The sequence below is a fragment of the Actinomadura macra NBRC 14102 genome (genome assembly GCF_001552215.1).
Lineage (GTDB): Bacteria > Actinomycetota > Actinomycetes > Streptosporangiales > Streptosporangiaceae > Spirillospora > Spirillospora macra.
Genome location: NZ_BCQT01000024.1, coordinates 41,800 through 67,986, shown reverse-complemented (window position 1 = coordinate 67,986; position 26,187 = coordinate 41,800). Strand labels below are relative to the sequence as shown.

The window sequence follows — 26,187 nt, the reverse complement described above, 5'->3', positions numbered from 1 at the left end:
CAGGGCCCGAACAACGAGGGGCCACCACGGTGGAGACCGTCTCACAACAACCGCTGACCAGCGAGTTTGTCACGGCCGGCGGCGTACGGGTGATCCGTACCGCCACGCCGGTCGACTCCGAGCGCAAGTCCGCCGTGCTCAACGCCCTCGTCGCCGCCGTGGGGGAGAGGCGGGGCGGGGTGCTCAGCTCCGGTATGGAGTACCCCGGCCGCTACAGCCGCTGGCACATGGCCTACCTCGACCCCTGCCTGGAGCTCGTCGCCCGCGGCCGGACGGTCACCGTGCGCGCGCTGAACGGGCGCGGCGAGGTCCTGCTGCCCGCCCTCGTCCCCGCGCTCCGGGAGGTCGGCGAGGTCCGAGCGGACGATCCTGGGCTGTTCGAGGTCTTCGTCCCGCCCGCGCGGGAGTTCTTCGCCGAGGAGGAGCGCAGCCGCCAGCCGACGGTCTTCACCGCGCTGCGCGCCGTCGCGGACGTGCTCCGCTGCGACGATCCCCACCTCGGCCTGTACGGGGCGTTCGGATACGACCTGTCGCTCCAGTTCGAGCCGCTGCGGACCCGTGTGGAACGCCCCGCCGATCAGCGCGACCTCGTCCTCCACCTGGCCGACGAGATGGTCGTCGTGGACCGCAAGCGCGAGACCTCACACCGGATGTCCTACGAGTTCGAGGTCGGCGGGGCGAGCACCGCGGGCCTCCCGCGGGCGACCGAGCCGACCCCCGTCCCGGTGGCCGCCGACCTGCCCGCGCAGCCGGTGCCGGGCGTGTACGCACAGATGGTGCGCGAGGCCAAGGACAAGTTCATTCGCGGTGACCTGTTCGAGGTGACGCCCGGGCACGCCATGTACGGCCGGTGTGACGCTCCCGCCGTGTTCTTCGAGCGGCTGCGCGAGACCAACCCCGCGCCGTACGAGTTCATGTTCAACCTGGGCGACGGCGAGTACCTGGTGGGCGCCTCACCGGAGATGTTCGTCCGGGTCACGGGCGACCGGGTGGAGACGTGCCCGATCGCGGGGACCATCCGGCGTGGCGCGGACGCCCTGGAGGACGCCGAGCAGATCCGTGCGATCCTCGCCTCGACCAAGGACGAGTCCGAGCTGACCATGTGCACCGACGTGGACCGCAACGACAAGTCGCGGATCTGCGTGCCGGGCAGCGTCCGGGTCCTCGGCCGCCGGCAGATCGAGCTGTACTCGCGGCTGATCCACACCGTCGATCACATCGAGGGGCGGCTGCGGCCGGGATTCGACGCGCTCGATGCGTTCCTCACCCACATGTGGGCCGTGACCGTCACCGGCGCGCCGAAGGCGTGGGCGATGCAGTTCATCGAGGACCATGAGGAGTCCCCCCGGCGCTGGTACGGCGGTGCGGTCGGTTTCGTCGGGTTCGACGGGTCCATGAACACTGGGCTGACGCTGCGCACCGCCCAGATCCGCGACGGTGTCGCGACCGTCCGGGCCGGGGCGACGTTGCTGTACGACTCCGACCCGGACGAAGAGGAGCGCGAGACGCACCTCAAGGCCAGCGCACTGCTGGGCGCGCTCGCCGCGTCCCAGAAAGAGGCCCTGCCCCCGGATGAGGACCCGGTGGCGCGGCCCGCGGGCCCGGGCGACGGGCTGAAGGTCGTGCTGGTCGACCATGAGGACTCCTTCGTCAACACCCTCGCCGACTACTTCCGTCAGCACGGCGCCGAGGTGGTCACGCTGCGGCACGGGTTCCCGGTCCGGATGCTGGACGAGCACGCTCCCGACCTGGTCGTCCTGTCACCGGGCCCGGGCCGCCCGGAGGACTTCGCGACCGGCGCCCTGCTGGACGCGCTGGACGAGCGAGACCTGCCGGTCTTCGGTGTCTGCCTCGGGCTGCAGGCGATGGTGGAACACGCGGGAGGCGGGCTGGCGCTGCTGCCCGAGCCGTCGCACGGCAAACCGGGGCAGGTGAAGGTGACCGGCGGGGACCTGTTCGAGGGGCTCCCGGACGAGTTCACCGCGGCCCGCTACCACTCCCTGCACGCCACTCCGGACCGTGTGCAGGGGTTCCAGGTGACGGCGCTGACCGGCGACGTCGTCATGGCGATCGAGGATCCGCGGCGCAGGCGGTGGGCCGTCCAGTTCCACCCCGAGTCGATCCTGACGGCGGCCGGCGGTTCCGGGTACCAGATCGTGGCCAACGTGCTGCGCCTGTGCCGGTGACGCGCATCCCGGGGACCCTCCCAGCGGGCGCCTACCCGTCAGGGGGACGCCGCTCTAGTCCTGGGGCACTATTGCGGCAGCCCGCAAATGGTCCTGAGGTCCCTGTCGCGCAGGCCGCGGCGGCGGGAGACTCGGTGTCGGCACGAATGCCACGTTTCCGTGACACGTGTTTGATCGCAGTTATCCCCGGCGGAGGGGGGAGGCGTCCCCCCTCCGCACCAAAACCCAGTTTTCGGACGTCCATATCGATCTGGGTGTTTTGACGGGTTTGTCGTGGGGATCTCGTTCGACATGATGACAATCCTCTGGCTCATCGCGGTGATCCTGGTCATCGCCGGTATCTATGTGATCGTCGCCCGGCGCGACCTGATCTGGGGCATCGTCCTCATCGTCGTCGGCCTCCTCGTGGGCCCCGGTGGCGTGAGCATCTTCACCTAGGCCGGAAACCGCCGGAAACCCTGACGCCCCCTGTCAGGTTTCGGTGCCAGCATCGTGCCCATGAGCCGTGCACTGACAGGAAAGATCGCACTGGTCGCGGGGGCCACACGAGGCGCGGGCCGCGGCGTCGCCGTCGCGCTCGGCGCCGAGGGCGCGACCGTGTACTGCACCGGACGGTCCACCCGGTCGCGACGATCGGAGATGGACCGTCCCGAGACCATCGAGGAGACGGCGGAACGGGTGACGGCCGCGGGCGGCGAGGGAATCGCCGTCCCGGTCGATCACCTCGACCCGGCCCAGGTCGCCGAGCTGGTCGGACGCATCGACAAGAAGCACGGGCGGCTGGACGTCCTGGTCAACGACATCTGGGGCGGCGACCGCCTTTTCGAGTTCGGCAAGACGCTGTGGGAGCAGTCGCTGGAAGACGGTCTGCACATGCTCCGGCTGGCCATCGACACCCACGCCATCACCAGCCACTCCGCCCTGCCCCTGCTGATCCGCGAGCCCGGCGGGCTCGTCATCGAGATGACCGACGGGACCGCCGAGTACAACGCGAAGTACCGCAAGGAGGTGGGGTTCTTCTACGACCTGGCCAAGAGCGCCGTCATCCGGATGGCGCTGGCCCAGTCCGAGGAGATCGCGCCTTATGGCGCGACGGCGCTGTCCCTGACACCGGGATGGCTGCGCTCGGAGGCGATGCTGGACAACTACGGTGTCGCCGAGGAGAACTGGCGCGACGTGACGGAGAAGGTCCCGAACTTCGCGATCTCCGAGTCGCCCACGTTCGTCGGCCGGGCCGTCGCCGCGCTCGCGGCCGACCCGGACCGGGCACGCTGGAACGGGGCGTCCCTGTCCAGCGGCGGACTGGCCCAGGTGTACGGCTTCACCGACGCCGACGGGAGCCGTCCCGACGCCTGGCGCTACATCGTCGAGGTCGTGGAGGCGGGACGGCCCTCCGACGTCACCGGCTACCGGTAGAGCCCTCCCGGTGACCGCCCAGGCGGCGGTCACCGGGAGGCCGGTCACGGGGCGCTGTCCTCGGCGGGTGTCGGCTCGCCGTAGCGCGGGTTGGTGGTGTGCCATTCGACGCCGCCGCCCATCCACGCCCGCAGGCCGCGCAGGAACCGCTGGAGCTCGGGGGACGGGACGCCCGCGAGTTCCCGGTGCCCGTCCTCGAAGGCGCGCACGAGATCGTTGTGCAGGCCCACGGCGATCTCCTTCGCCTCGTCGATGGAGCAGTCCCGGTCGGCGGCGAGCAGCAGGACGAGGTTGCAGACCGGGGTCTCGTCGGCGGCGTCCTTGGCCACCGAGTGCAGATCATTGACGATCACGCTCGCGGTGCCCGCCTGGAAGGCGGCGCGGCGCACGCGCGGCTCGTAGTAGAGGTTGGCCGGCACCTCGTACCCGCCGACGACGTCGATCACGGTCATGGACGTGTAGAAGCTGTCGTGCTGGCGTGTCGCCAGGTACTGCCACGCGGGTGGGTAATCCCCGGACTCCCGCCAACCGGCGTAGGCGGTCCAGCTCACGAACATCGCGAAGGTCGAGTAGTTGATCCGCTGGACCTGCGCCGGGGTGGCGTGCCGCCACGTGTGGGCCACGGCCGTTTCCAGCATCCGGAGCACCAAGTCGTCGTCCAGGGCCTCCCGCAGCGGCGGGGTGAGTTCCCCCGTTGACGGGATCGGGTCCATGGCCGCCATCGCCAGCGCGAGGCGCTCGGGGAGCCGCGCGAGCACGGCGCCCCGAGCGGTGTCGTCGGCGTAGTAGTCGTCCGCCGCCCACCAGCCGGTGTTCAGCTGCGCGGCGACCAGCAGCGCGTCGGGATCATCGGTGTCGGGGTGCGCGAGGGTGACCAACCGGCCGAAAGCGGCCGCGCCCAGCGCCTCGACCTCCTCCTCGCTGGATCCGCAGTCGCGTGCCCAGGCCGCCAGCCGCGCCTCCACCTCGTCGGACAGGGCGTCGTCGATGCGCTCGGGGGCCGGGCAGTAGAGCGGTGAGTGCGACCCGTCCCCCCACGGCCTCTCGACATAGACCGGGCCCCCGCGCAGCGGACCCGTGAACGGTCCGTCCTCCCGGCTGGGGCGTGCCGCGGCCAGCAGCGCCGGCAGCCGGGCAGCCGCCGTTCCCGGTCCGGACGGCAGCCCTCGCCACGCGCCCGCGAGCGGGGTGGGAGGGCGGCGCTCGCCCGGGGCGCCGCACGGCTGGTGCTGTCTCGCGCGCATCGTCTTCACCTGTCCTCGGGTAGGCGGTCGGCCGTCGGGCGAAAGGGTCAGACGCGGTCGGCGGCGATGAGCAGATACTGGAAGCTGCCGTCGCGGTACGCCTCCAGGAACGCCTCCTCGATGCCGGTGGCGACCGAGGACGTCCGGCGCAGCTCCCAGTACGGGATCGTGGCCGCGGTGAGGTCGATGACGGAGACCGGCACCAGCCGGTTGGCGGCCATGGCGCGGAAGTAGCCGCTGCGCGGGTGGATGTCGCAGACGTAGTGGGCGTTGATGCTGGAGACCGCCTTGGACGGCAGCCCGTACACGTCGTTGTAGCAGCCGGTGATGGTGACGTACCGGCCGCCGCGGGCGAGCAGCCGGGAGTGCGCCGCGAACAGGTCGTCCAGGACGACGTACATCGTCGACTCGTTGTTCCACACCGCCTGGAAGTCGCCGGCCTCGAAGCCGGTGTCGAGCATGTTCCTGAGGTGGAACCGCACCTTGCCGGCGACGCCGCGCTTGGTCGCCTGGCCGTTGGCGAAGTCGACCTGCGCCTGGGAGATGGAGACGCCGTCGACGCGGCAGCCGAAGGCGGCGTTGGCCATGATGCTGGAGCCGCCGCGGCCGGATCCGGCGTCCAGCACCCGGTCGTCGGGCCCGAGATCGCCGAGATGGTCGAGCAGCAGCCGGGCCTGGGCGTTCTCCAGCCGGTGCATCTCGGCGATGACCGCCTCCTCGCGGCCCGCGTCACCGGCGGCCTCGATGGCCGCCCGGTCGACCTCGCCGATGCCGTAGTGGTGGTGGTAGATCCCTGACACGTCGCCCAACCGCAGGTTGACCGGATTGCGTTCGGCGTTCCAGTAGCTGGCGACATCCTGCTGGTAGTCGCTGGCGATGGTCATGGCACGTCCCTTCGGGATGGCAGGGGCTCGCGCGGCGGCGGACCCGTGACAGTGGGTCGGGACCAGCTGCGTTGCGTCACGAATCGGACACTAGCGGTCAGGTTCCTGTGGCGTGAAGGGGACTGTTCCGCACAGAAGCTGCACGTACGGTTGAGCACAATGTGACGGCCGGGACAGGCTCAGGCCAACGTCCTGCGAGGGACGCCGGCTACTGGTAGAGACCCGCGAGCCGGATGGCGGCGTCCGCCAGCCTGGCGCGCAGCCCCGACGGCTCCAGCACCTCGGCCTCCGGTCCGAGCCGCAGCAGCTCGGAGTAGGCGACGGTCTCCGACTCGACGGGCAGGGTGGTCACCACCCACCCCCGTTCGTCCGGCGGCCCGGCCGACTCGGCCGCCCGCTCCGCCGCGTACGGCTCGACCGCCCACCGCAGCGCCCGCATCCCGACGGGGCTGAGCCGGACGGTCACCTCCTCCCGCAGGATCGAGCGCAGGAAACGCGTCGCCTGCTCCCGCCAGTACCCGGCAAGGTCGAAGCCCTCGTCCCGATCGAACGTCGTCCCGGTCGGCCGCACCGACACGACCCGTGCCACCCGATACGTGCGCGCCGCTCCGTCCACCTGCGCGACCAGGTACCAGGTGCCGTTCTTCAGAACGAGGCCGTACGGCTCGGCCGTCCGGACCACCTCCCGGTCCTTGCGATAGCGCAGCTCGACGACCTCGTCCTCCCAGACGGCCCGCGCCAGCTCGCGCAGCAGCGGCGGCGGCTCGGCGTCTCCGAACCAGCCCGGCGCGTCCAGGTGGAACCGCTGGCCCGCCCGGGCCGGCGCGTCCCGCAACGACGTCGGCAGCGCCGCGAGCACCTTCAGTTCGGCGGCGGCGACCGCGTCGGCGAGGCCCATATCACCGGCCGGGCCGGGCAGCCCCGACAGGAACAGCGCCTCCGCCTCCTCCCGGCTGAGACCGGTCAACCGCGTCCGGTACCCGCCCAGCAGCCGGTACCCGCCATTGCGCCCCTGGTCGGCGTACACCGGCACCCCGGCCGCCGACAGCGCCTCCACGTCCCGGTAGACGGTGCGCTGCGAGACCTCCAGCTCCCGCGCCAACTCGCCCGCCGTCATCGTCTCCCGCGACTGCAGGAGCAAGAGCAGCGAGATCAACCGAGAAGCCCTCACTGTCCCATTTTGACACTGGGAATTCGCAGCAGCGTCGTTCCTGACAGCTTCGTGTGAGGTTTCGCGTATTCTCCTGTTGATCCTGGTCCGGGGGCTGTTACTTTCGCGGCGTGTTGACCGATACCACCTCCACCGAGGCGTTCATCGACGCCCTGCCGAAGGTCGAGCTGCACGTCCACCTCGTGGGCTCCGCCTCCGTTCCCACCGTCCTGGAGCTCGCTCACCGCCACCCCGACGGCCCTGTCCCGGTGGAGGAGCGCGAGTTGCGCGCCTTCTACGAGTTCCGCGACTTCCCGCACTTCGCCGAGGTCTACGAGTCGGTGTCCGCCCTCGTCCGGACGCCCGAGGACGTGTCGACCCTCGTCCTCGGAACGGCCCGTGACCTCGCGGCGCAGAACGTCCGGTACGTCGAGCTGACCGTCACCCCCTACACCCACCAGCGGGCCGGGATGCCGATGCCGGCGATCACCGAGGCCCTCGACCTGGCCGCGCGCGACGCGCGAGCCCGGCACGGCATACGCGTCGCCTACGTCTTCGACATCCCCGCCGAGTTCGGTGCCGAGGGCACCCGCGGCACCCTCGACCATGCCCTCGCGCACCCGCCGGAGGCGCTGGTCGGGTTCGGTCTCGCGGGCATCGAACAGTGCCGCCCGCCCCATCGGGACACGTTCCGCGACGCGTTCGCCGCGGCGCGCGCCGCCGGACTCCGCAGCCTTCCGCACGGCGGCGAGATGACCGGTCCCGAAACGATCTGGGAGGTCATCGAGGGACTCGGCGCCGAACGCATCGGGCACGGCATCAGCTGCGTGGACGACCCGCGCCTCATCGCCCACCTCCGCGAGACCCAGATCCCCCTGGAGGTCTGCCCCACGTCCAACGTGTGCACCGGCCAGGTCCCGGATCTAGCCGCGCATCCGCTGCCGCGGATGCTGGAAGAGGGCCTGTTCCTCACCCTCAACAGCGACGACCCGCCCATGTTCGACACCACCCTCACCGGCGAGTACCGCGTGGCCGCCGAGGTCTTCGGCCTGGACCGCGCGGCACTGGCCGCCCTCGCCCGCAATGCGGTGACGGCCTCGTCCCTGGACGCCCCGGACCGCCAAGCGATCTTCGACGAGATCGACACCGCGCTCATCGCAGACCCGGCCCAAGAGAACTCGCCTGGCGGTTCGCCCTGACCGTGCCTGGGCGAGCGCGTCATCGCTTCGCGATCCGCCCGCGTGAGGCTCGCCTTCGGCTTTGCCTCACGCGGGCTGGTGGCGCGCTCGCGTGAGGGTTGAGGCCTTTCAGCCCCAGGTCATGCGGCGCCAAGGGCTGGACGGGTCGTCCGTGAGGATGCGGTGGCCGGTGAGCGAGCGCTCGTACCACTCGCCGAACTCGCCGTCGTCGAAGCGGAGCATCCGGCCGAGGATGTACCCGGCGGAGAACGACTCCCACGACGGATAGACCTGGTGGGCGCGGTGACCGGCGGTGAGAACGCACTTCTCGGCCTCCTCCGCGTCGCAGTAACCCGCGTTCAGACCCCAGCGGGCCATGTTCACGGCTCGCCCGAAGTCGTAGCCGTACACGCTCTCGACTCGCCCATCCGGGGAGAGCAGGCCGTCGGCCCGGAACCGGGACTCATACCGCAGGATCGTCGCGGACATGGCGGTGACGTCGCGGACGGTGTCCTCGGAGATGTTCCGCTCCCGGCACCACCCGATGATCGCACCGCGCCACGCGCGGGGGTCGGTGCCGCGACCCCGGCGGTCGAGGACCATCTGGATGGCGGGATCGCAGTTCTCGGCGTCCAGCAGCCTGTCCACCTGCTCGCGCCAGCTCGCGGTGTCGGTGATGCCCCAGTCGCGTTCGAGCAGCGTCCGGTCATTGCCGTCATGTTCAAGGGTGTTCCAGGCGACGCCATTGCCGACGGCCAGGTGCGCGCCGACCGCGAGCGCCGCCGCCAGCCGTCCCCACGGGGCACACTCGGGGTCGGTGACGAGGATGTCGTGGTCGCGGTCGGGGCGCCGCTCGGCGTCGGCGAGCATCGCCGACACCTGCCGGAACCCGTCCCCGCCCGGCGGCATCTGCGCCAGCAACTCACGCAGCGGCCGCAGCGCCCCGCGTGGCCCCGCATCCTTGAGAATGAGCCGGGCCGCGTGGACGCCCGCCGTCTCGGCGCGTCGGAGATCGTGGAGCGAGCCGTACCCGGTCATCGCGGCCCAGGCCCGGCGGGCCGCCTCACCGGTCCGTCCGGCGGCGGCCAGCACGTGCGCGGCCTGCGCGTCCAGTCCCGCGCGGACCTCGCCGGGCATCGACGCGGCTGCCCGTTCGACCGTGTCGAGGACGCGTTGGGCCTCGCCAGTGTTCCCGGCGGCGGCGAGCGCGCGGGCGTGCCGGGCCCGCACCGCGACCGCGGACGGCCAGTCGCCCCGCGCCTCCATCTCCGCGGCGGCGTCGGCATAGACCGCGGCGGCCTCCCCGGGCCGGCCCTGCCGCTCGAACTTCCTGGCCCGGTCGAGCATCGCCTGATACGTCATGGTCCCTCCGGGAGAAACCGTACCGTTCCAGGCGATCTTGCCGCGCGGTTCCTCACCCGACCGTGACGGGGAGATCGGAGTCGACGTGAAACTCCTTGGCGGACACCGTGCTCGCACGGACGATCTTCGGCGCCTGGGAGGACTGGTGGTCGCGCACCCGGATGCGCGAGCCCTTGGCCACGTACAGGTCCGGGGTGCCCTTGGGGGTGGAGGTCTTCTGCTGTCCGTCGCCGTCGGAAAAGATGCAGCCGTCGAAGACCACGTCGGAGCCGCCGGTCATGGTGATGATGCCCCGGTGGTGCGCCCGGTCCGGGTGGCCGGTGTCGCCGGGCTTGGCCATGCCGTTGAAGAAGAACGCGTCCCTGATCCGCAGGAACTTGCCGCCGGTGATCACCAGCTGGCTTCCCCACGTCGGGTTGCCCTGCTGGGCCTCCAGCCGGGCACCGGACACGATCACGCCCCGACCACCGTCGATGCGCATGGGGGTGACGTTGTGCATGCCGGTGACGAACACCGGCCCGACGTTGCTCTTGCTCAGGTGCGGTAGCCAGATGTGGTACCGCTGACCCTTGGGATGGTGGGGGGAGTCCAGCAGCATCCCGTCCGGCCAGTAGTTGTTGTCGGACCCCCAGAGCTTGAACTCGGTGTCGTAGCAGTTGTTGACGTCCCAGTACCCGGAAAGGGTCACGGCGGTGTGCGCCCCCCAGATGACGTGCTTGAACAGCGAGAAGCCGAGATTCTCCAGGTGGGACGCCCACAGGACCGTCTGTGTGTTGGTCTTGTCGACGAAGAAGCTGGTCTCGGCGTTGCCCTCGAACGACAGGTTCTTGATCGAGATGCCCTTGAGCTGGCTGCCGGTCATGTCCAGCCAGCCCGAGCCGGGGATGTTGAGCTTGACCTTGCCGTTGTACCGGAACTCACTGCCGGAGACCGGCGGCCCGGCCAGGGCGAACCCGTTGTACATCGTCCGCCGCTTGCTGAAGGCGTACTGCCGGTGCTGGGCGAGCAGGATGGCCGGCTTGTAGGTCTGAGCCGCGGCGTACGACAGGGCGGCGGTCAGACGCTCGTCGTCAGTGGAACCGTCGAACTTCTCCAAAGCGACCGAGTTGACCACGGGGAGCTCCTTTTCGACTACGAAACGTCAAAACGGGTGATGCCCGCACCGTCTCCGAAACAGTGGTCAGGTCAGCACAGACCAGCGACCAAGCCACGGTGTTGTACACCGCCCCGCCCACCGCTCTGCTGCACCCCTGCCGGTTTTGCTCCAGTGCCTTCAGGGAAATCGGGTGCGCTTGTCGACTCCGGCGGCATTCCGGATCTCAGCCTCGGAGATTCCCACCGAACCGCGCACGTCCGCACTGGTCAGATCCGCCTTCGCTAGATCCGCCTCTCTCAGATCGGCGTCCCTCAGGTCCGCGCCGACCAGTTTCGCGCCGACCAGTTTCGCGCCCGCCAGGTGTGCGCCGGGCAGGTTCGCGTCGGTCAGGTTCGCTCCGGTCAGGTTCGCGTCGGTCAGGTTCGCGTCGATCGGGTACGCGCGGGTCAGGTCTGCGCCGGTCAGGTTCGCGTCGGTCAGGTCCGCGCGGGTCAGGTCCGTGTCGGTCAGGTTCGCCTCGGTCAGATCGGTGTCCCTGAGGTTCGTGTCCCTCAGATTCGCTCCCGTGAGGTTCGCGCCGCTGAGGTTCGCGCCGGCGAGGTTAGCGCCGGCCAAGTCCGCGCGGGTCAGATCCGTGTCGGGTAGATCCGCGCCAGGGAGAGTGGCGCCAGGCAGGTCGGCGACGGTCAGGCTCGCGCTCGTCAGGTTCGCACGGGTCAGGTCCGCGCGGGTCAGGTCCACGCCGGTCAGGTCCGCCCCGGTGAGGTTCGCGCGGGTCAGGTTCGCGCCGACCAAGTTCTTGCAGTGAAAGTCGAGGTGGGAGAGGTCCGCGCGAACGAGGTTGGCGTTGGCCAACCCGAGATTCTGAGGCTGGGTGGCGGTGTCGAATGCCGCCTGGCGGACGTCCTGCTCGCTGGCGGCGGATATCGCAGGTAAGCATGATCCGGAAGGCGACATCGGAGCGGGAGTACGCAGGAGGTCCAGCAGCAGGGGGTGCACGGCGGCGTGGTGGTCCTCCAACTCGGACAGAGCCAGTATGCCGTCAAGCCGCTTTACGGGTTCGGGAGAGCGTAGTTGGACGATGGCGACGCCGAGGCGTTCCATCGGCGACGATGACTCCGCCGCTTCTTGTCCGTTGCCTGCGGATAGCTGATCGAGGAGGCTCTCAAGTGCCCGGCACCGCGCGTCGACCTGTTCGTGGTGTCGGCGGGCATGGGCGAGTTGGGCGGTGAGTTCGGCGACTTCACGATGGAGTCCCTCGATGGCCGCTTGAGCCGCCGCCTGGGTGGCGACGCGGTCGGTGTCCCACGCGGTGCGCATCTGCGCGTTGGCCTGGAGGAGGTCGGCCAGCTGCCGGTTGCGGTGGTGGAGTTCCTCCTCCAAGTGCCGGACATGCCGCTGGCTCTCCCGCAGCGCGGTCAGGGTGACGTTGAGCTCGTCGGTGGCGATCCGGATCCGGTAGTCGTGCGGGTGAGCTACCTGGAGCGCCGCCAGTTGCAGGCCGATCAGGTGATCGCGGGCCTGGTCGGCGAGCGGAGTACCGGCCTCGGCGCGCAGAGCCAGCAGCCGGTCCAGCAGCCACCGGCTCTGCGGCACCCGTTTGCCGTTCAGATAGCGCGACAGCGTGCCCTTGTCGACCAGAGGATTTGCCTTGCAGAACCGGTTGATCGACACGTCGACCGAGTCGAACAGTCTCTTGAGCTCGCCGGACCAGGCCATCACCTCCGGACGCTTCTGAATCGGGACCCGGGGCTGCGATGGCTCGATCGCGGTCACCGGCCCATCATCACCGGCCGCGCGGGGATGCCGCCGGTCTTAGTCCATGATTGCTGTTGCCACGTGGTGCAACACCAAAGCGCTACGGGTGACCTGCCGAGCCCATCCCTTGATATGGCCGGTGGACGGGTGAACGTCACCCGCAGAGCGTCACCCCTTCGGTATGCCTCTTGTCCATAGCTCCGCGCTGCTCATGGGGGCGGCTTCGCGGATGGCCGTGATCGCCGAAGATAGCCGGGTGGTGTCCATGACGGCGTTGGCGTCGCGTGGGAGCTTGGGCCAGTGCCCCTTGGTGGTTAAGGAACTCTTGGGAGCGGCTGCATTCAGCGCGGTCCCGGGGACCGGAGGGGAGTTCCGCCGGGGCCCGACCGGAGCGGCCCTCAGCGCAGCCGGGTGGCCCGGAGAAGGCTCAAGCGGGCGAGAACCTCGCCGAACGGCTCGGCGGGGTTCTCGTCGCGATCATCGTTGCCCGATGGTCAGACTCCAGTGGTCAGCGCCCGCAGCTCTCGTGTGGCCGGAAGCGCTTGCGCCTGCTCGGGGATCACGGTGATGACGCGTCGTGCATTCGATCGGACTCGCGCGATGCGCCGCTCCTTTGGAAGCGCGTCGATGATTTCGAGTGCCTGGGTAAGGGCACCTTCCGGATCGGTTCGTGCACGGAGCATTGGCACGTGCAATTGGAGTTGGACCGCCTGGTGTTCACTTGACCGATAGTAGGGCTGTCCGGCCTTCTGGGCCTCGCTCGCGCGCCGCACATCGCCGGCCCATGCGTAGACCTGGCTCTGGACGTACCGGAGACGATCTTCACCCCATTGCGGTCCTGATGCCGGAAGCCTGGCGAAGAGTGCCTCGACTTCGCGGATGGCCGTGATCGCCGATGCAAGATCCCCATTTGCCGCGTGTGTCTCCGCCTCAACGGCTACCGCATAGATTCGGGCGACCGTGGGACGGGTGCCGGCAAGTCGGCGCGCTTCTTGAGCAAGCGAAAGAAGAGCACCGGGGTCTTCTCGATCATCAGATAGTCGGGTAGTGACTTCGAAACTGCGCGATAGCGACGCAAGGTTTGGATCTCGAGACTTGTCGGCGAGATATCTGGAGGTGCCCCACCAGCGCCGGGAGTGGCGGCGGTCCTCGATCTCTGAGAGTCCTCCCGCGATCAAGAACGCTAGCCGGGCGGCGGCGTGTGCGAGATCGCGGGCGGCGGCATCCGGCTGGCTGCGACGAAGGTGGGGCGCGATATCACTCCAGTCAGCTGCGAGAGCTGCCAGCACGACGGACGGATGGTCGTGTCGCCAGCTGGCCGCGTGGACGTCATAGCCGTTCTCCCAGTCGTCGATCATTTCCCGGGAAACGCTCGCGCCGGGAAGGGCATGTTGGCTGGCCTGCCATGCCCTGTCCAAGGACGCAAGAATCGGCGCAACGGCCGCGCCGGCGGCCCACGCTCCGGAGTCGTAGAGGAGTTCGCGACGGTTCACGTCGTCGTCCCAAGGGTCGGGAATGCTGGCAAGTGCCACGGTACCCCCGGAATCAGCGGGAGGCGCTTGCGAAGACTCGGGGAAGAGCTCCTCCTCGGTCATCTTCAGCGCGGCGGCGTACAGCAGCCGGTAGCGTGGGCCTACGCCGTGCTCGCCTGCCTCATGCCCGCGGATGGTCCGCTCGATATTCCTGCGCGTGGGCAGTGTCGCGGCGACGCGATCGGGTGCGACTTCGCGGAACAGCGAAGCGAGATCGGCCACGACTAAGCCGCGCTTCTTCCGTTCGGTGCGCAATCGCGCGCCGATATGGGAGCTTTCGGCGGACATGTTGCGATTCACCTCGACCAGATAAGGGCAGGAGCGCGGGCTCGCCTCTGCTCTACGGTGATTATCGCGCTGACCTGGGGCGTCCGTCTCGGATTCACTGTCATCGGCGGGGGCGGTCGAGACCGGCTTCCATCACAGCGCGGTATTGGGTGACACCTCTGATTCGGTGGTACCTGTCCGCACCGGCAGCGCAACCATCACGCTCGACCGCTACTAACACCTGCTACCGGACACCGAGGACCGGATGACATGGCTCATTGATGAGGCTCTGAAACCCCACCGTGAACGGGGTGCACTTGATGTGCCTTCTCAAGATCGTCGGGAGTCGCGCTGATCTCGACGCGGGTGTCGTGGAAGACGGGGCCGCCGCCGAGGTCGGTGGCGCGCTCGTCGACGACGGCGTTGGCGTTGGCGCCGCCTGACAGCTTGGCCCAGTGGCCCTTGGTCGTTGCCGCGACGCCTGGTCTGACCTGGTCGGTTATTCGGAGGACGGCCTCGAACCCGCCGCGGTCGTTGGCGACGTGGACGCGTTGTCCCTCGCTCAGTCCCCGGGCCTGCGCGTCGTCAGGGTGCAATCGGACGGTGAGGCCGCCGTTGCGGCGCCTCAGCTCGGGGTTGTTGCCGAACTGGCTGTTGAGGAACTCGTGCGAGGCCGCCGAGATCAGCGCCAGCGGATATCGGGCGGCACGTTCGGCATCGGCCACTTCGGCGGGCGGCGTGTATCCGGCGACCGGGTCCAGGCCCGCGTCCGCCGCTCGCGCGGAACGGAACTCCAGCCGTCCTGACGGCGTCGGGAACCCGTCCGCGTATGGGAGGAACGGGTCGGGGACGGACATCCGTACGAACCCCTCCTTGCGCAGCCGGTCGAGCGTGATCCCCGCCATCCACGGGTGGTCGGAGGCGAGCAGTTGTTCTGCGAGCTGCTCGTCGGAGTCGTAGAGGCTCGGCTCGTCCAGATCCATCCGCCGCGCCAGCCGCCGGAACGTCTCCGCGGTCGGCAGGCACTCGCCTGGCGGTGCGACCGCCGGCTCGTTCCACGTCAGGTACAGGTGTCCGTACCCTTCGTGCAGGTCGGGATGCTCGTGCTGTGCCGTCGCCGGCAGCACGATGTCGGCGTAGTCCACGGTGTCGGTGGGGAACTGCTCCATCACGACGGTGAACAGGTCCTCGCGGGCCAAGCCGCGCCGGACCTTGCTTTGGTGCGGGGTACTGGCCAGCGGGTTCGCGGCGATGACGAACAGCGCCGCGACCGGCGGCTCCCGCACGTCCAGCAGGCCCTCGCCGAGGCGGCTCATCGACAGTGTCCGGACGGGGCCCGGGCGCAGGTCGTCGCGGTACAGCGCCGCCTTGTTCAGCTTGACGTGCCCGGACGTGGAGAACGTCAGACCGCCGCCGAGCCGTGCCCAGTCGCCCGTGACCCCCGGGATGGACGCCAGGACGCGCAGCGTAGAGCCGCCGCCGGAATGCCGCTGGATCCCCTGCGTGGCGCGGATGGCCGTGGGCCGCGTGCGGGCGATCCGCTCACCGAGAGCGATGATGCGGTCCGCTGGAACACCAGTGATCTCCGCGGCCCGGTCCGGCGGGAACTCCGCGATCCGCTCGCGGAACTCCGACCAGCCTTGCGTGTGCCGGTTGAGGAACTCCTCGTCCTGCGCGCCGAGGTCCACGATCACGTGGAGCAGGGCCAGCGCCAGCGCCGCGTCCGTGCCGGGCATGGGGGCGAGGTGCTCGTCGGCCTGCTGTGCGGTCCTCGTCCGGACGGGATCGATCGCCACCAGCCAGGCCCCGGCCTTGCGTGCCTCCTGGACGAACTTCCACACGTGATGGCCGCTGGTCAGCGGATTGGTGCCCCAGAGGATCACCAGCCCGGCGTGCGCAAGGTCCTGCGGGTCCATGCCGCCCGCCGAGCCGATCGTCGCCTCCAGGCCTGCCGCGCCCGCCGCCGAGCAGATGTCGGCGTCGTGCCCCGAGGCGCCGAGGACGTTGAAGAGACGCCGCCCGGAGTACCCCTCCAACCCCTGTAGGTAGCCGAGCGTGCCCGTCCCCCAGTAGGGCCAGATCGCCTCGCCGCCGTGCTCGCGGACGGTGTCGCCCAGCCGCGTCGCGATCTCGTCGAGGGCCTCGTCCCAGCCGATCCGCTCGAACCGGCCCTCGCCCTTGCGGCCGACCCGCCGCAGCGGATGGAGGATCCGGTCCGGTTGTGCGGCACGTTCCAACCACCGGTTGACCTTCGTGCACAGCGCTCCGCGGGTGTACGGGTGCCGGGGGTTGCCGCGCAGGTTCACGGCCTTCCCGTCGCGGACGGTGACGACCCATGAGCACCCGTCCGGGCAGTCCAGCGGGCACGCGCCGAGGACCGTGAGCTCCGCCGCCATCACACCTGGCCCTCGAAGCGGTCGTCCAGGTATCCCTGGACGTCCGATCGCTTGAGGACGTGCTCGATCCAGGCGCGGCGCTCGTGGTCGACCGCGGCGCCCTCCCAGACGCAGAAGACCGCCGGCGTGGGGTGCGGCCGCAGTTCCTGCGGCGCGTCGAGCGGCGCCGAGTACAACCGCTGGTGGATCTCGTTCTCGGCCGCCCACCAGTCGTACAGGACGAAGCAGAAGTCGCCCGCCCGGTGGACCACCACGAACCCCAGTCCGTACCGGTCCGGGTCGGGCCCACCGCGCAGGACTGCGGGGGAGGGGAGCGCCTCGGGCGCCGCCTTCAGCGCCGCTCCGACCAGTTCGTCGGGTGGGCGCTCGCCCTCCGATGTGATTCCGTACACCTTGAGCCGCCACCCGCCGCCCTCATGGATGCCGAGCGGTCGCACCGGTCGCGGCCGATGTGTTCCCCCCACCGGCACGCTCTCCTCGTCCATCCGACCCCTTCCCACCCGACGAACCCCTCCAGTCTGCGCCATATCCCCACGACCGTCACCCCATGACGCACCTGACGCCGCGCCGGGAAGGCGAGGTCGCGGCCGCCGCACCGGGGTGGTTTCCTATGGTGCGAACGGACACGACCCGGTGGGGGGACGAGAGTGAAGAGCGTCGAGCCAGAGGTATTCCTCGTAGCGCGGCCTGAACTGGACTACGACGAGGTCGCCCGGTACCTGCGGGACGTGGGCGGGGAGGGCTGGCTGGAGCGGCTCGACCGTGGTGATCTCGACGCCGAGCTGAACGACCCGCAGAACCTCGCGGAGTTCGCCGGTCGGCTGTGCTACCGCTCCTGGGAGCCGGGCCTTAACCCGAACGTGGTCAAGGTCCGCACCGACCAGGGGCAGTATCTGGAGAACATCCTCCGCAGTCTGCACGGCTCCGTCCTGGAGCACGTCAGCTTCAGCTTCGTCCTGCACAATGTCAGCCGTGTCCTGACCCACGAACTGGTCCGGCATCGTCCGGGCGTCGCCATCTCCCAGGAGTCGCTGCGGTTCGTCCGGCTGCAGGACATCCCGTTCTGGTTCCCCGAATGGGCCCGCGACGATCCCGAGCTCATGAAGCGCGCCACCGCCATGCTGGAGCAGATGGAGGAGTTCCAGGGCTGGATGGCCGGGCACTTCGGTCTGGACGACGAGGGCGTGCCCTTCAAGGAGAAGAAGCACAAGACCTCGTTCATGCGCCGTTTCGCCCCCGAGGGCGTCGGTACCGGCCTGGTCTGGACGGCCAACGTTCGTACCCTGCGGCACACCCTGGAGAACCGCACCGCCCCGGGCGCCGAGGAGGAGATCCGCCTGCTCTTCGGCAAGATCGGCGAGGTGATGCGCAAGGAGGCCCCGGACCTGTTCGGCGACTACGTGGTCGAGGACGGCGCCTGGGTTCCGCAGTGGCGCAAGGTCTGACGGCCGGGTCGGTGATCTACAATGTAAAGGCGGGCGGCGGCATAGCACAAGATCAGAAGCGCGAGACGGCCTGTGTCTGGGTGACCCGACGGTCCCTCCCGCGGTGACATGGCTCCATTCTCGCGATCACCCCGCGCGTCCATTACCTCGGACGTCATCGGCGCGATGACCCGTGGCCGGTAGCGTCGGGGTGGTGACGACGATGACCTTGGGCGACGTGCGGCCGATCGGGGACCAGCTGCGGGCGTGGCGGCAGCGCCGCCGGCTGAGTCAGCTCGAGCTCGCCTCCGAGGCGGAGGTGTCGACGCGGCACCTGAGCTTCGTGGAGACCGGGCGGTCGGTGCCCAGCCGGGAGATGGTGCTGAGGCTCGCCGAGCACCTGGACGTGCCGCTGCGCGACCGGAACCTGCTGCTGGTGGCGGCGGGCTACGCGCCGGTGTTCGCGGAGACGCCGATCGAGGAGCCGAGGATGGACTCGGTCCGGGCGGCGCTCAGGCAGGTGCTGCGCGGGCACGAGCCGTATCCGGCGGTGGTGGTGGACCGCTTCTGGAACCTGGTCGACGCCAACGACGCGGCGGCGCTGTTCATGGAGGACGCGCCGGCGGAGCTGCTGGAGCCGCCGCTGAACGTCCTGCGCCTCAGCATGCATCCGGACGGGATGGCGCGGCACATCCTCAACCTGGCCGAGTGGCGGGCCCACATGATCGACCGGGTGCGGCGGCACGTGGCGCTGACGGCGGACGCGTCGCTGGAGCGGCTGTACCGGGAGCTGCGGAGCTTCCCGGGCGACGTGGGCGAGGCGATGGCGCCGCCGGCGGGTAACGAGGTCGTCATCCCGCTGCGGATGCGGGCGGACGGGCGGGAGCTGTCGTTCTTCAGCACGATCGCGACGTTCGGCACCCCGGTCGACATCACCGTGGCGGAGCTGGCGATCGAGTCGTTCTATCCGGCGGACGAGCCGACGGGCGCCTTCCTGCGCGAGCGCGCGGGCCGGTAGCGCGACATGCGGCCGTGCCAGTGGAAGGCCGCACCGGTGCCGGTGGACGCGGGCTGGGGGGCCGGCCGGGTCAGCCGGGCGGGGCCGAGCCGTCCTGGACGGGGATGTCCTCGGTGTGGAGCAGGTCGTGGTGGACGCGGGTGAGCGGCACCCCGAGCCGCTGCAGCGCGGTCACGGTTTGGCGGATCATGGGGGTGGGCCCGGCGACGTAGACGTCGTGGTCGTCCCAGCTGCCGAAGCGGTCCAAGACGTCGGGCAGGAGGCCGCGCTCGCCCTCGTGATCGGGAGCCTCCAGGAGGACAGGGTCGTCCGACAGCACGGTCACGACCTCCAACCATGGGTGGGCCTCCTCCAGGAGGCGCAGATCGGCCAGGTCGTAGAGGTCGCGTGCGGTGCGTGCGCCGACCAGCAGGTGGACGCCGCGTCCTCCGCCCGACAGCGCGAGCTGCTCGACGAGGGCCTTCGCCGGCGCAAGGCCGGTACCGCCTGCGACCAGCAGGAGGTCGCGCCCGGAATCCGGGGCCAGCGTCATCGCGCCCCTGGCGGGGCCGAGCAGAACGGTGTCGCCGGGACGGGTGTGCCGCACCAGTGCCCCGCTCACCCACCCGGCGGGCAGGGCGCGGACGTGCAGGCGCAGCAGCCCGTCCGGACGCGGGGCGTTGGCGATCGAGTAGGGCCGCCAGACGCGGGGCCAGCGTGACGTCTGCACCGTCACGTACTGGCCGGGGCTGTAGGGCAGCGGCCGGCCCGGCCGCAGGGTGAGCACCGCGAGGTCGGCGGCGCGGCGGTCATGGGCGACGACTTCGGCGACCCACCAGGGCGGGGTGTTCTCCGACTCCTGCTCGGCGGCCTCGATCATGGCGGTGGCCGCGGCGTCGTAGGCGGCGGTCCAGGCGGCCTCGGCCTCGGGGCTCCAGACATCGGCGGCGAACCGGCGCAACGTCGCGATCAGCGCCGCACCGACCGCGGGGTAGTGCTCGGGGAGGACCCCGAACCTGCGGTGCCCCTGGCCGAGGCGGGCGAGGTAGGCGGCCAGTTCGGCGGGGCTGTCCTGGCTCCACACGATCCTGGTGAGGGCGTGGAAGAGCCGATCGCGCTGGGAGTCCATCGCGGGTGGGAAGAGCGGGCGCAGCCGCGGATTCTCGGCGAAGAGGCGGCCGTAGAAATAGCCCGCGGACTTATCGGGTTCGCATTCCAGTCGGGTGAATGTCTCTTTGATGGTTCGGGGTTCCAGTGACATTTGTCAAGCTCGCCCCCTTGGGGTTCGAGGGAGGGGCCCGCCGATCGTGGCAGCGGCTGCCCGACTTCATGAGATTCTCGCACCGGTACCCGCAGGTCCTCAACCGATTCACCGCAATCCACGACCTTATTGACGAAGAGTAATCATTTCATAATTCCCTGTGATGGGAATAATTCCGGCAAAGTAGATGAATACTGATCAGTACTGAAAGAGTGGGATAGATCGCTTTAAGAAGGGTTGGAGTAGTCGGAAGCTCCTGCGCCTTCGGGGTTTTTCGCGCCGGCGCGGGGTGGTGGGCGCAGCCCCGGAACCGGCCGGAACCGGCCTGCGTGCCGGAGGAGGGATCTCCTCCCCGGTGGAATGATTCGGACTGCGCGGATCGGGGGGTTGGGGCAAGCTGCTGAGAGGGGGCCAGAGGGACGAGACGGTCCGAGGGGGGCTGCGGTGTGCGGGGTGACCTCGCAAAACGGGGTAATCACCACATAGTGTGACCGGACCGCGGCCAGGAGCACTGCAGAGGGGAACCACGCATGTCTGAGGCGATCCGAGGGGCCCCAGGCCCCGGCGCCGCGCACGGCGGCCCGCCGCTGATCGGCGTCACCGCGTACCAGGAGCCGGCCCGTTGGGAGGCCTGGGTGCGCGAGGCCGCGCTGCTGCCGGCGCCGTACCTGCGCTCGGTCGAGCGTGCCGGCGGCGTCCCGGTCATGCTGCCGCCCACCGCGAGCCTGCGCGGGCTGGAGGTCCTGGTCTCCCGGCTGGACGGGCTCGTCCTCGCGGGCGGCGGTGATCTCGACCCGGAGTTGTACGGCGCCGTCCGGCACGCCGAGACCGGGCCGCCGCAGCCGCAGCGCGACCGGTTCGAGCTGGCGCTGATCCGCGCGGCGGTGGACGCCGACCTGCCGTTCCTGGCGATCAGCCGGGGGATGCAGGTGCTGAACGTGGCGCGCGGCGGCGCCCTCATCCAGTACCTGCCGGAGGCGGTCGGGCACGAGGGGCACGCGCCGCAGACCGGGATCGTCGGCTCGCACCGCGTGCGGCTCAGCACGACCAGCACGGTCGGGAAGATCCTCGGCGATTCGTCCGACGTGCCCACCTCCCACCACCAGGCGGTGAGCCGGCTCGGCAAGGGACTGTCGGCGGTCGCGTGGGCGGAGGACCAGGTCGTGGAGGCCGTCGAGCTGCAGGGCCACCGGTTCGGGCTGGGCGTCCAGTGGCATCCCGAGGAGGGGGAGGACAAGCGCCTGTTCGAGGCGCTGGTGGCCGAGGCCGCCGGGCGCTGAGATGCCCCTGCACCCGCAGACCGAGGACTTCCTGGAACTGCTCGCGTCCTGGACGGCGGCGGGGGAGGACGCCGGCGGCGAGCCCACGATCGAGGAGATGCGGAGCAGGATCGGCGCGGCGTTCCCCGCCCGGCGCCGCGAATTGCCGCATGTGTCGGACGTGTCGGTTCCCGGACCCGGCGGGCCCGTGCCGGTGCGCGTGTACCGGCCGTGGCCCGTCGGCCGGGGCCCGCTTCCGGCGGTGGTCTACCTGCACGGCGGCGGGTGGGTGCTCGGCGGGGTCGACAACGTGGACGCCGCGTGCCGCGAGTTGGCGGCGGGAGCGGAATGCGCGGTGTTCAACGTCGGTTACCGGCTGGCGCCGGAGGACCCCTTCCCCGCGGCCGTGGACGACGCGTGGGCGGTCGTCGCCTCGGTGGCCCGCGAGCCGCACCGGCACCGCGTCCTCCCCGGCGCCGTCGCGGTGGCGGGCGACAGCGCCGGTGGCAACCTTGCCGCGGCCACCGCGCTGCTGGCCCGCGAGCGCGGCGTCCACCTGGCGCACCAGCTGCTCGTCTATCCGGTGACGGACACGGCGATGGACACCCCCAGCTGGGCCGAGTACGGCTCCGGGTACGGGCTGGACGCCGCGACCCTCGCCCGCTTCATGCGCCTTTACCGGGCCGGCGCCGACGACGCCGACCCGCGCCTGGCCCCGCTCCGGGCACCCGCCCTCGACGGCGCCGCGCCCGCCACCGTGATCACCGCCGAGTACGACATCCTGCGCGACGAAGGCGAGGCGTACGCCCGGCGGCTGGCGGCGGCGGGCGTCCCGGTGGAGCTGCGCCGCTACGACGGCGTGGTCCACTCGTTCTTCCTGCTCCCCGAGGTCTTCGACGCCGGTGCCGAGGCCATGGCGTTCGCTGTGCGACGATTGCGCGCGGCATTGCGCGGCCCGAGGCGGGAGGGAACGACACCATGAGCGGCGGATACGAGGCGTACGAACGGCTGAAGATCGACTGGGCGGCGGCCGGGGTACTGCGGGTCACGATCAGCACCCCGGGCAGGCTCAACGCCGTCGACGCCGTGGGCCACCGGGAGCTGGCGGAGATCTGGCGGGACGCCGACGCCGACGACCGCGTGCGCGCGGTGGTCGTGCGCGGCGAGGGCGGCGCGTTCTCCGCGGGCGGAGACCTGGCCATGATCGAGCAGATGATGGAGGACCACGCCGCGCGACGGCGGATCCTGCGCGAGGCGCGCGACATCGTCATGAACGTGCTGAACTGCTCCAAGCCGGTGGTCAGCGCCGTCCAGGGCCCGGCGGTGGGGGCGGGCCTGGCGGTGGCCTTGCTGGCCGACATCTCGGTGGCCGGTCGCACCGCGAAGATCATCGATGGGCACACGCGGCTCGGGGTGGCGGCGGGCGACCACGCGGCGATCGTGTGGCCGCTGCTGTGCGGGCTGGCCAAGGCCAAGTACTACCTGCTGCTCAACGACGTCCTGACCGGCGAGGAGGCGGAGCGGATCGGGCTGGTCTCGCTGTGCGTGGACGACGCCGAGGTGCACGACCGCGCGCTGGAGATCGCGGGACGGCTTGCCGCCGGGCCCGCGGAGGCCCTGTCGTTCACCAAGCACGCGCTGAACAACTGGCTGCGGCTCGCGGGGCCGACGTTTGATGCGTCCCTGGCGATGGAGTTCTTCGGATTCACCGGCCCGGACGTGCGCGAAGGCGTGGCGGCACTGCGCGAGAAGCGCCCGGCGCGGTTCGACTGACCCTCGGCGGACAGGGCATCAGACCGGGCGGCCGCGCGTCCGGCCGAGTGGATAGCGTGGGTTCGTGTGGCCCACCCGCAGGACGGTCCTGCTGCTTGCGGCCGGTCTCCCGGCCACGGTGGCGGGCTGCTCCGGCGCTCCCGGGGTCCGGGCGCGGCTGAGGCTCGCCACCGGCGAAGCGGGCGGCGCCTACGAGGTGCTGGGCGAGCGGTTCGCGGCCGAACTGCATCGCGGCGGCCTGGACGCGACGGTGCTGCGGACCGCCGCCAGTGTGGAGAACCTGGCGATGCTCGCGGGCGGGCGTGCCGAGCTGGGGTTCGCGCTGGCCGACAGCGCCGACCGGGCCGTCCGTGTCGAACGCCGGCCGGTGGCCGCGCTCGCCCGGATGTACATGAACTACGTCCATGCGGTGGTGCCCGCGGGCTCGCCGGTCCGGTCGGCCGCGGACCTGGCCGGGCGGCGGGTCTCGATCGGCGCAGCGCTGTCGGGCACGGCGGTGACCGCCGGGCGGGTGCTGGCGGCGGCCCGCCTCACCGAACCCGCCCGCACGTCCACCCTCGGGCTGGACGCGTCGATGCGGGCGCTGCGGGCGGGCGGCGTGGCGGCGTTCTTCTGGTCGGGAGGGGTGCCGACCCCGGCACTGGACGCGTTCGCGCGGACGACCCCGGTCCGGCTGCTCGCACTCGGCGGGCTCGTGGCGCCGCTCCGCCGCGCGCACGGCCCGGTGTACGAGATGGCCGAGGTCCCGGCAGGGGAGTACGGGGGTGGACGGCCCGTCCCGACCGTCGGGACGCCGAGCTATCTGGTGTGCCGCGTGTCCCTGCCCGGGGACGTCGCGTTCACCGTCACCAAGATCCTGTTCGCCGGCCGGGACCGGCTGGAGGCGCCCGACGCTCCCGGCGGCCGTCTCGACCGGCGCTACGCCATCGGGACCGGCGCCGTGCCCCTGCACCCGGGTGCCGCCCGCTACTACCGCTCCGTCTACGGCTGACCGGAGCCTGCGGCGCGGAGACGGAGCTCGACGATCAGGCCGGACGGGGTGTGGGGGAGCAGGTGCAGGGTGCCGCCGCAGGACCCGGCGAGCTCGGCGGCGATGGCCAGGCCGAGACCGCTGCCGGGGACGTTCGCATGGTCGGCCGACCGCCAGAAACGGGACGTGGCCTCGGCCCGGCCCGCCTCCGGGAGGCCGGGGCCGTCGTCGGCGACGCGCAGGACGGTCCCGTCCAGGCTCACCATGACCGTGCCGCCCGCGGGGACGAACTTGTGCGCGTTGTCCAGAGCGGTGTCGGCGATGCGGGCGACCGCGTCCGGCACGGCGTGGACGTGGCGCGACTCCGGTAGGTCCACGGACAGGGTCAGCCCCTTCGCGGCGAACACCTCCTGCCAGACCGCCAGCCGGGGCCGCAACTCGGCGACCGCGTCGACGTCGCGGGCGACGGTACCGGACTCGACGCGGGCCAGGGCGAGCATGTCGTCCACGAGGGCGCCGAGCCGGTCGATCTCGGCCATCGCCTCCTCGTGCTCGCGCGCGCCCGCCGCGTGCAGGTGCGGGTGGAGGTTCTCCAGCCGCAGCGACAGGACGGTCAACGGGGTGCGGAGCCCGTGCGAGGCGTCGGCGACGAAGGTCCGCTGACGCTCCATCGCCGCCGCCACCGCGTCCGCCATCGCGTTGAACCGGCCCTTGAGCCGGCGTAGCTCCGCGGGGCCCACGGCGGGGTCGACGCGGGCCTCCAGACGACCCTCGGTGATCTCCCCGGTGGTGTGGTCCAGCTCGGTGACCGGGCGCAGGATCCACCGGGCGAGCCCGCGGGCCGCGAGCGTCGAGCAGCCGAGGACCGCCAGCGCGCCCAGCCCCAGCGCCGCCCAGACCAGCCCGATGTCGCGGCGCGCCCGCTCGGTCGGCGCCAGCAACAGCACCGCGCCCGACAGTTGCGCGTCCCGCCCGGCGGGCTCGGCGATCAGCACCGCGCGGGGGCCGAACGGGCCGAGCGGTGGCAGGTCCTCGGTCGTCCGCCCCGAGAGCGCGGTGCGGGTCGCCGCGTCGTCGTTGACGTCCATCCGGCCCGCCTCGGCGACGAGCGCCCCGTCCCGGTCACGGATCCGCACCGCGGCCCCGTACAGCTCGGCGTACCGGGCGACCTCCGGGACGAGCACGCTCCGGTCGCCCTCCCGCGCGGCCCGGTCGGCCAGCTCCGCGAACCGCGTCGCGTCCGCGCGCCGGTCGAGCAGCAGCCGATTCGCACGGTGCGAGGCGTAGGCGAACCCCAGCGGCACCGCCAGCGCCGTGATCACCAGGACGATCAGCACGGTGAACGTCGCGACGAGCCGGTTCCTCATGGGCCGGTGCCGAGGCGGTAGCCGGTCCCGCGCAGCGTCACCACGAGGCCCGGACGGCCCGTCTTGGCACGCAGCCCTGCGATGTGCACGTCCAGCGACCGTGACGCCGACAGCAGCGGGTCGCCCCAGACCTCGTCCAGGATCTCCTCCCGGCCCCGCACGACGCCCGGTTCCCGGGCCAGCAGCGCCAGCACGTCGAACTCGCGGCGGGTCAGCGGCACCGGCCGGCCCGCGACGGTCACCGTCCGCGTCTCCAGATCGACGCGGACGTCGCCGACCGCCACGACCCGGTCGCGGACCGGCAGCGGCCGGGTGCCGCGCCGGACGACCGCCTCCATCCGCGCCATCAGCTCGGCCGTCCGGAACGGCTTGACCAGGTAGTCGTCGGCGCCCGAGCGCAACCCCCGCAGCACGTCCCGCTCCTGCGTCCGGGCCGTCACCACGATGATCGGGACGGCGGACACCCGACGGACCCGGCGCAGCGCGTCCAGGCCGTCCATGTCGGGCAGGCCGAGGTCGAGCAGCACGAGGTCGGCGTCCCCGGCGAGGCGGAGGGCGTCGACGGCGAGGCCCGCCCGCACGATCCGGTGGCCGTGCCGGGTGAGCGCGGTGGTCAGCGCGGACGCGAGCCGGTCGTCGTCCTCGACCAGGAGAACCCGCATACCGA

Annotated in this window: 22 protein-coding genes; 10 read left to right on the top strand and 12 right to left on the bottom strand. The window is 71.0% G+C overall.

From position 1 onward, the window contains the following. Positions 1 to 29: 29 nt before the first annotated feature. The 3 genes from AMA02S_RS34575 (at position 30) to AMA02S_RS34570 (ending at position 3,602) form a co-directional block, all read left to right on the top strand. Positions 30 to 2,186, top strand: a complete 2,157-nt coding sequence (locus AMA02S_RS34575; protein ID WP_067467418.1) for an anthranilate synthase component I — start codon at positions 30 to 32, stop codon at positions 2,184 to 2,186. 291 nt (positions 2,187 to 2,477) lie between these two features. Further along, the gene (locus AMA02S_RS43100) at positions 2,478 to 2,624 is read left to right on the top strand and encodes a GPGG-motif small membrane protein (RefSeq protein ID WP_169806951.1); all 147 of its coding nucleotides are present in this window, start codon (positions 2,478 to 2,480) and stop codon (positions 2,622 to 2,624) included. Between the two features lie 60 nt (positions 2,625 to 2,684). Continuing rightward, positions 2,685 to 3,602, top strand: coding sequence for an SDR family oxidoreductase (locus tag AMA02S_RS34570; protein WP_067467415.1), 918 nt, complete (start codon positions 2,685 to 2,687; stop codon positions 3,600 to 3,602). 44 nt (positions 3,603 to 3,646) lie between these two features. Here the strand turns inward: AMA02S_RS34570 and AMA02S_RS34565 are convergent, their stop codons facing one another. The 3 genes from AMA02S_RS34565 to AMA02S_RS34555 form a co-directional block, all read right to left on the bottom strand. Next, positions 3,647 to 4,846 carry a family 2 encapsulin nanocompartment cargo protein terpene cyclase gene (locus AMA02S_RS34565; protein WP_218005222.1) on the bottom strand — a complete coding sequence of 400 codons (1,200 nt, stop codon included), beginning with the start codon at positions 4,844 to 4,846 and terminating at the stop codon, positions 3,647 to 3,649. A 47-nt stretch (positions 4,847 to 4,893) separates the two neighbouring features. Continuing rightward, positions 4,894 to 5,730, bottom strand: a complete 837-nt coding sequence (locus AMA02S_RS34560; protein WP_067467412.1) for a geranyl diphosphate 2-C-methyltransferase — start codon at positions 5,728 to 5,730, stop codon at positions 4,894 to 4,896. A 208-nt stretch (positions 5,731 to 5,938) separates the two neighbouring features. Next, positions 5,939 to 6,901, bottom strand: coding sequence for a helix-turn-helix transcriptional regulator (locus tag AMA02S_RS34555; RefSeq protein WP_067467409.1), 963 nt, complete (start codon positions 6,899 to 6,901; stop codon positions 5,939 to 5,941). Positions 6,902 to 7,011: 110 nt separating this feature from the next. Between AMA02S_RS34555 and add the strand changes: the two genes are divergently transcribed. Further along, a complete protein-coding gene (gene add / locus AMA02S_RS34550; RefSeq protein ID WP_067467406.1) occupies positions 7,012 to 8,079 on the top strand; it encodes an adenosine deaminase in 1,068 nt (355 codons plus the stop codon). Between the two features lie 108 nt (positions 8,080 to 8,187). Here the strand turns inward: add and AMA02S_RS34545 are convergent, their stop codons facing one another. The 6 genes from AMA02S_RS34545 to AMA02S_RS34515 all read right to left on the bottom strand — a co-directional run bounded on the left by AMA02S_RS34545 (position 8,188) and on the right by AMA02S_RS34515 (position 16,954). Then, positions 8,188 to 9,420 carry a DUF1266 domain-containing protein gene (locus AMA02S_RS34545; RefSeq protein WP_067467403.1) on the bottom strand — a complete coding sequence of 411 codons (1,233 nt, stop codon included), beginning with the start codon at positions 9,418 to 9,420 and terminating at the stop codon, positions 8,188 to 8,190. 52 nt (positions 9,421 to 9,472) lie between these two features. Then, the gene (locus AMA02S_RS34540; RefSeq protein ID WP_067467400.1) at positions 9,473 to 10,534 is read right to left on the bottom strand and encodes a hypothetical protein; all 1,062 of its coding nucleotides are present in this window, start codon (positions 10,532 to 10,534) and stop codon (positions 9,473 to 9,475) included. Positions 10,535 to 10,693: 159 nt separating this feature from the next. Next, entirely contained in the window at positions 10,694 to 12,292 is a 1,599-nt protein-coding gene (locus AMA02S_RS34535) for a pentapeptide repeat-containing protein (RefSeq protein WP_067467397.1), read from the bottom strand. A 476-nt stretch (positions 12,293 to 12,768) separates the two neighbouring features. After that, positions 12,769 to 14,094 (bottom strand): hypothetical protein, encoded by a 1,326-nt coding sequence (locus tag AMA02S_RS42450; protein WP_157431027.1) that lies wholly within the window; start codon positions 14,092 to 14,094, stop codon positions 12,769 to 12,771. Positions 14,095 to 14,348: 254 nt separating this feature from the next. Then, entirely contained in the window at positions 14,349 to 16,469 is a 2,121-nt protein-coding gene (locus tag AMA02S_RS34520) for a molybdopterin-containing oxidoreductase family protein (RefSeq protein WP_067467388.1), read from the bottom strand. After that, on the bottom strand, positions 16,469 to 16,954 hold the full coding sequence (locus tag AMA02S_RS34515; protein ID WP_067467386.1) for a hypothetical protein: 486 nt from the start codon (positions 16,952 to 16,954) through the stop codon (positions 16,469 to 16,471). Before AMA02S_RS34515 ends, AMA02S_RS34520 begins: the two co-directional genes overlap by 1 nt. A gap of 162 nt (positions 16,955 to 17,116) precedes the next feature. On the opposite strand from AMA02S_RS34515, the gene thyX reads away from it, so the two are divergent. Together thyX and AMA02S_RS34505 are read left to right on the top strand one after the other, a co-directional pair. Then, the gene (thyX, locus tag AMA02S_RS34510; RefSeq protein WP_067467383.1) at positions 17,117 to 17,914 is read left to right on the top strand and encodes an FAD-dependent thymidylate synthase; all 798 of its coding nucleotides are present in this window, start codon (positions 17,117 to 17,119) and stop codon (positions 17,912 to 17,914) included. 202 nt (positions 17,915 to 18,116) lie between these two features. After that, a complete protein-coding gene (locus tag AMA02S_RS34505; RefSeq protein ID WP_067467454.1) occupies positions 18,117 to 18,911 on the top strand; it encodes a helix-turn-helix domain-containing protein in 795 nt (264 codons plus the stop codon). Between the two features lie 70 nt (positions 18,912 to 18,981). Here the strand turns inward: AMA02S_RS34505 and AMA02S_RS34500 are convergent, their stop codons facing one another. Beyond that, entirely contained in the window at positions 18,982 to 20,151 is a 1,170-nt protein-coding gene (locus tag AMA02S_RS34500; protein WP_067467380.1) for a globin domain-containing protein, read from the bottom strand. Between the two features lie 530 nt (positions 20,152 to 20,681). On the opposite strand from AMA02S_RS34500, the gene AMA02S_RS34495 reads away from it, so the two are divergent. The 4 genes from AMA02S_RS34495 (at position 20,682) to AMA02S_RS34480 (ending at position 24,174) form a co-directional block, all read left to right on the top strand. Beyond that, the gene (locus AMA02S_RS34495; RefSeq protein WP_067467377.1) at positions 20,682 to 21,431 is read left to right on the top strand and encodes a gamma-glutamyl-gamma-aminobutyrate hydrolase family protein; all 750 of its coding nucleotides are present in this window, start codon (positions 20,682 to 20,684) and stop codon (positions 21,429 to 21,431) included. A gap of 1 nt (position 21,432) precedes the next feature. Beyond that, a complete protein-coding gene (locus AMA02S_RS34490; protein ID WP_067467374.1) occupies positions 21,433 to 22,392 on the top strand; it encodes an alpha/beta hydrolase in 960 nt (319 codons plus the stop codon). Then, positions 22,389 to 23,183: an enoyl-CoA hydratase/isomerase family protein gene (locus AMA02S_RS34485; protein ID WP_067467371.1), complete on the top strand. Its 795-nt coding sequence runs from the start codon at positions 22,389 to 22,391 to the stop codon at positions 23,181 to 23,183. The genes AMA02S_RS34490 and AMA02S_RS34485 overlap by 4 nt, the downstream gene beginning before the upstream one ends. Before the next feature lie 64 nt (positions 23,184 to 23,247). Further along, positions 23,248 to 24,174 carry a TAXI family TRAP transporter solute-binding subunit gene (locus AMA02S_RS34480; protein WP_067467368.1) on the top strand — a complete coding sequence of 309 codons (927 nt, stop codon included), beginning with the start codon at positions 23,248 to 23,250 and terminating at the stop codon, positions 24,172 to 24,174. On the opposite strand, the gene AMA02S_RS34475 is transcribed toward AMA02S_RS34480, so the two are convergent. Both AMA02S_RS34475 and AMA02S_RS34470 read right to left on the bottom strand, forming a co-directional pair. Further along, positions 24,165 to 25,520 (bottom strand): sensor histidine kinase, encoded by a 1,356-nt coding sequence (locus AMA02S_RS34475; RefSeq protein ID WP_067467365.1) that lies wholly within the window; start codon positions 25,518 to 25,520, stop codon positions 24,165 to 24,167. The two genes, AMA02S_RS34480 and AMA02S_RS34475, sit on opposite strands and share 10 nt — an antisense overlap. Next, positions 25,517 to 26,182, bottom strand: a complete 666-nt coding sequence (locus AMA02S_RS34470; RefSeq protein ID WP_067467362.1) for a response regulator transcription factor — start codon at positions 26,180 to 26,182, stop codon at positions 25,517 to 25,519. The genes AMA02S_RS34475 and AMA02S_RS34470 overlap by 4 nt, the downstream gene beginning before the upstream one ends. Positions 26,183 to 26,187: the final 5 nt, after the last annotated feature.

Bases quoted from the DNA above. Each gene is read 5' to 3' on its own strand.
- AMA02S_RS34515 (WP_067467386.1), bottom strand. From the start codon at position 16,954: ATGGACGAGGAGAGCGTGCCGGTGGGGGGAACACATCGGCCGCGACCG.
- AMA02S_RS34520 (WP_067467388.1), bottom strand. From the start codon at position 16,469: ATGGCGGCGGAGCTCACGGTCCTCGGCGCGTGCCCGCTGGACTGCCCG.
- AMA02S_RS34495 (WP_067467377.1), top strand. From the start codon at position 20,682: ATGTCTGAGGCGATCCGAGGGGCCCCAGGCCCCGGCGCCGCGCACGGC.
- AMA02S_RS34470 (WP_067467362.1), bottom strand. From the start codon at position 26,182: ATGCGGGTTCTCCTGGTCGAGGACGACGACCGGCTCGCGTCCGCGCTG.
- AMA02S_RS34570 (WP_067467415.1), top strand. From the start codon at position 2,685: ATGAGCCGTGCACTGACAGGAAAGATCGCACTGGTCGCGGGGGCCACA.
- AMA02S_RS34490 (WP_067467374.1), top strand. From the start codon at position 21,433: ATGCCCCTGCACCCGCAGACCGAGGACTTCCTGGAACTGCTCGCGTCC.
- AMA02S_RS42450 (WP_157431027.1), bottom strand. From the start codon at position 14,094: ATGTCCGCCGAAAGCTCCCATATCGGCGCGCGATTGCGCACCGAACGG.
- AMA02S_RS34560 (WP_067467412.1), bottom strand. From the start codon at position 5,730: ATGACCATCGCCAGCGACTACCAGCAGGATGTCGCCAGCTACTGGAAC.
- AMA02S_RS34505 (WP_067467454.1), top strand. From the start codon at position 18,117: ATGACCTTGGGCGACGTGCGGCCGATCGGGGACCAGCTGCGGGCGTGG.
- AMA02S_RS43100 (WP_169806951.1), top strand. From the start codon at position 2,478: ATGATGACAATCCTCTGGCTCATCGCGGTGATCCTGGTCATCGCCGGT.
- AMA02S_RS34485 (WP_067467371.1), top strand. From the start codon at position 22,389: ATGAGCGGCGGATACGAGGCGTACGAACGGCTGAAGATCGACTGGGCG.
- AMA02S_RS34565 (WP_218005222.1), bottom strand. From the start codon at position 4,846: ATGCGCGCGAGACAGCACCAGCCGTGCGGCGCCCCGGGCGAGCGCCGC.
- AMA02S_RS34545 (WP_067467403.1), bottom strand. From the start codon at position 9,420: ATGACGTATCAGGCGATGCTCGACCGGGCCAGGAAGTTCGAGCGGCAG.
- AMA02S_RS34475 (WP_067467365.1), bottom strand. From the start codon at position 25,520: ATGAGGAACCGGCTCGTCGCGACGTTCACCGTGCTGATCGTCCTGGTG.
- AMA02S_RS34500 (WP_067467380.1), bottom strand. From the start codon at position 20,151: ATGTCACTGGAACCCCGAACCATCAAAGAGACATTCACCCGACTGGAA.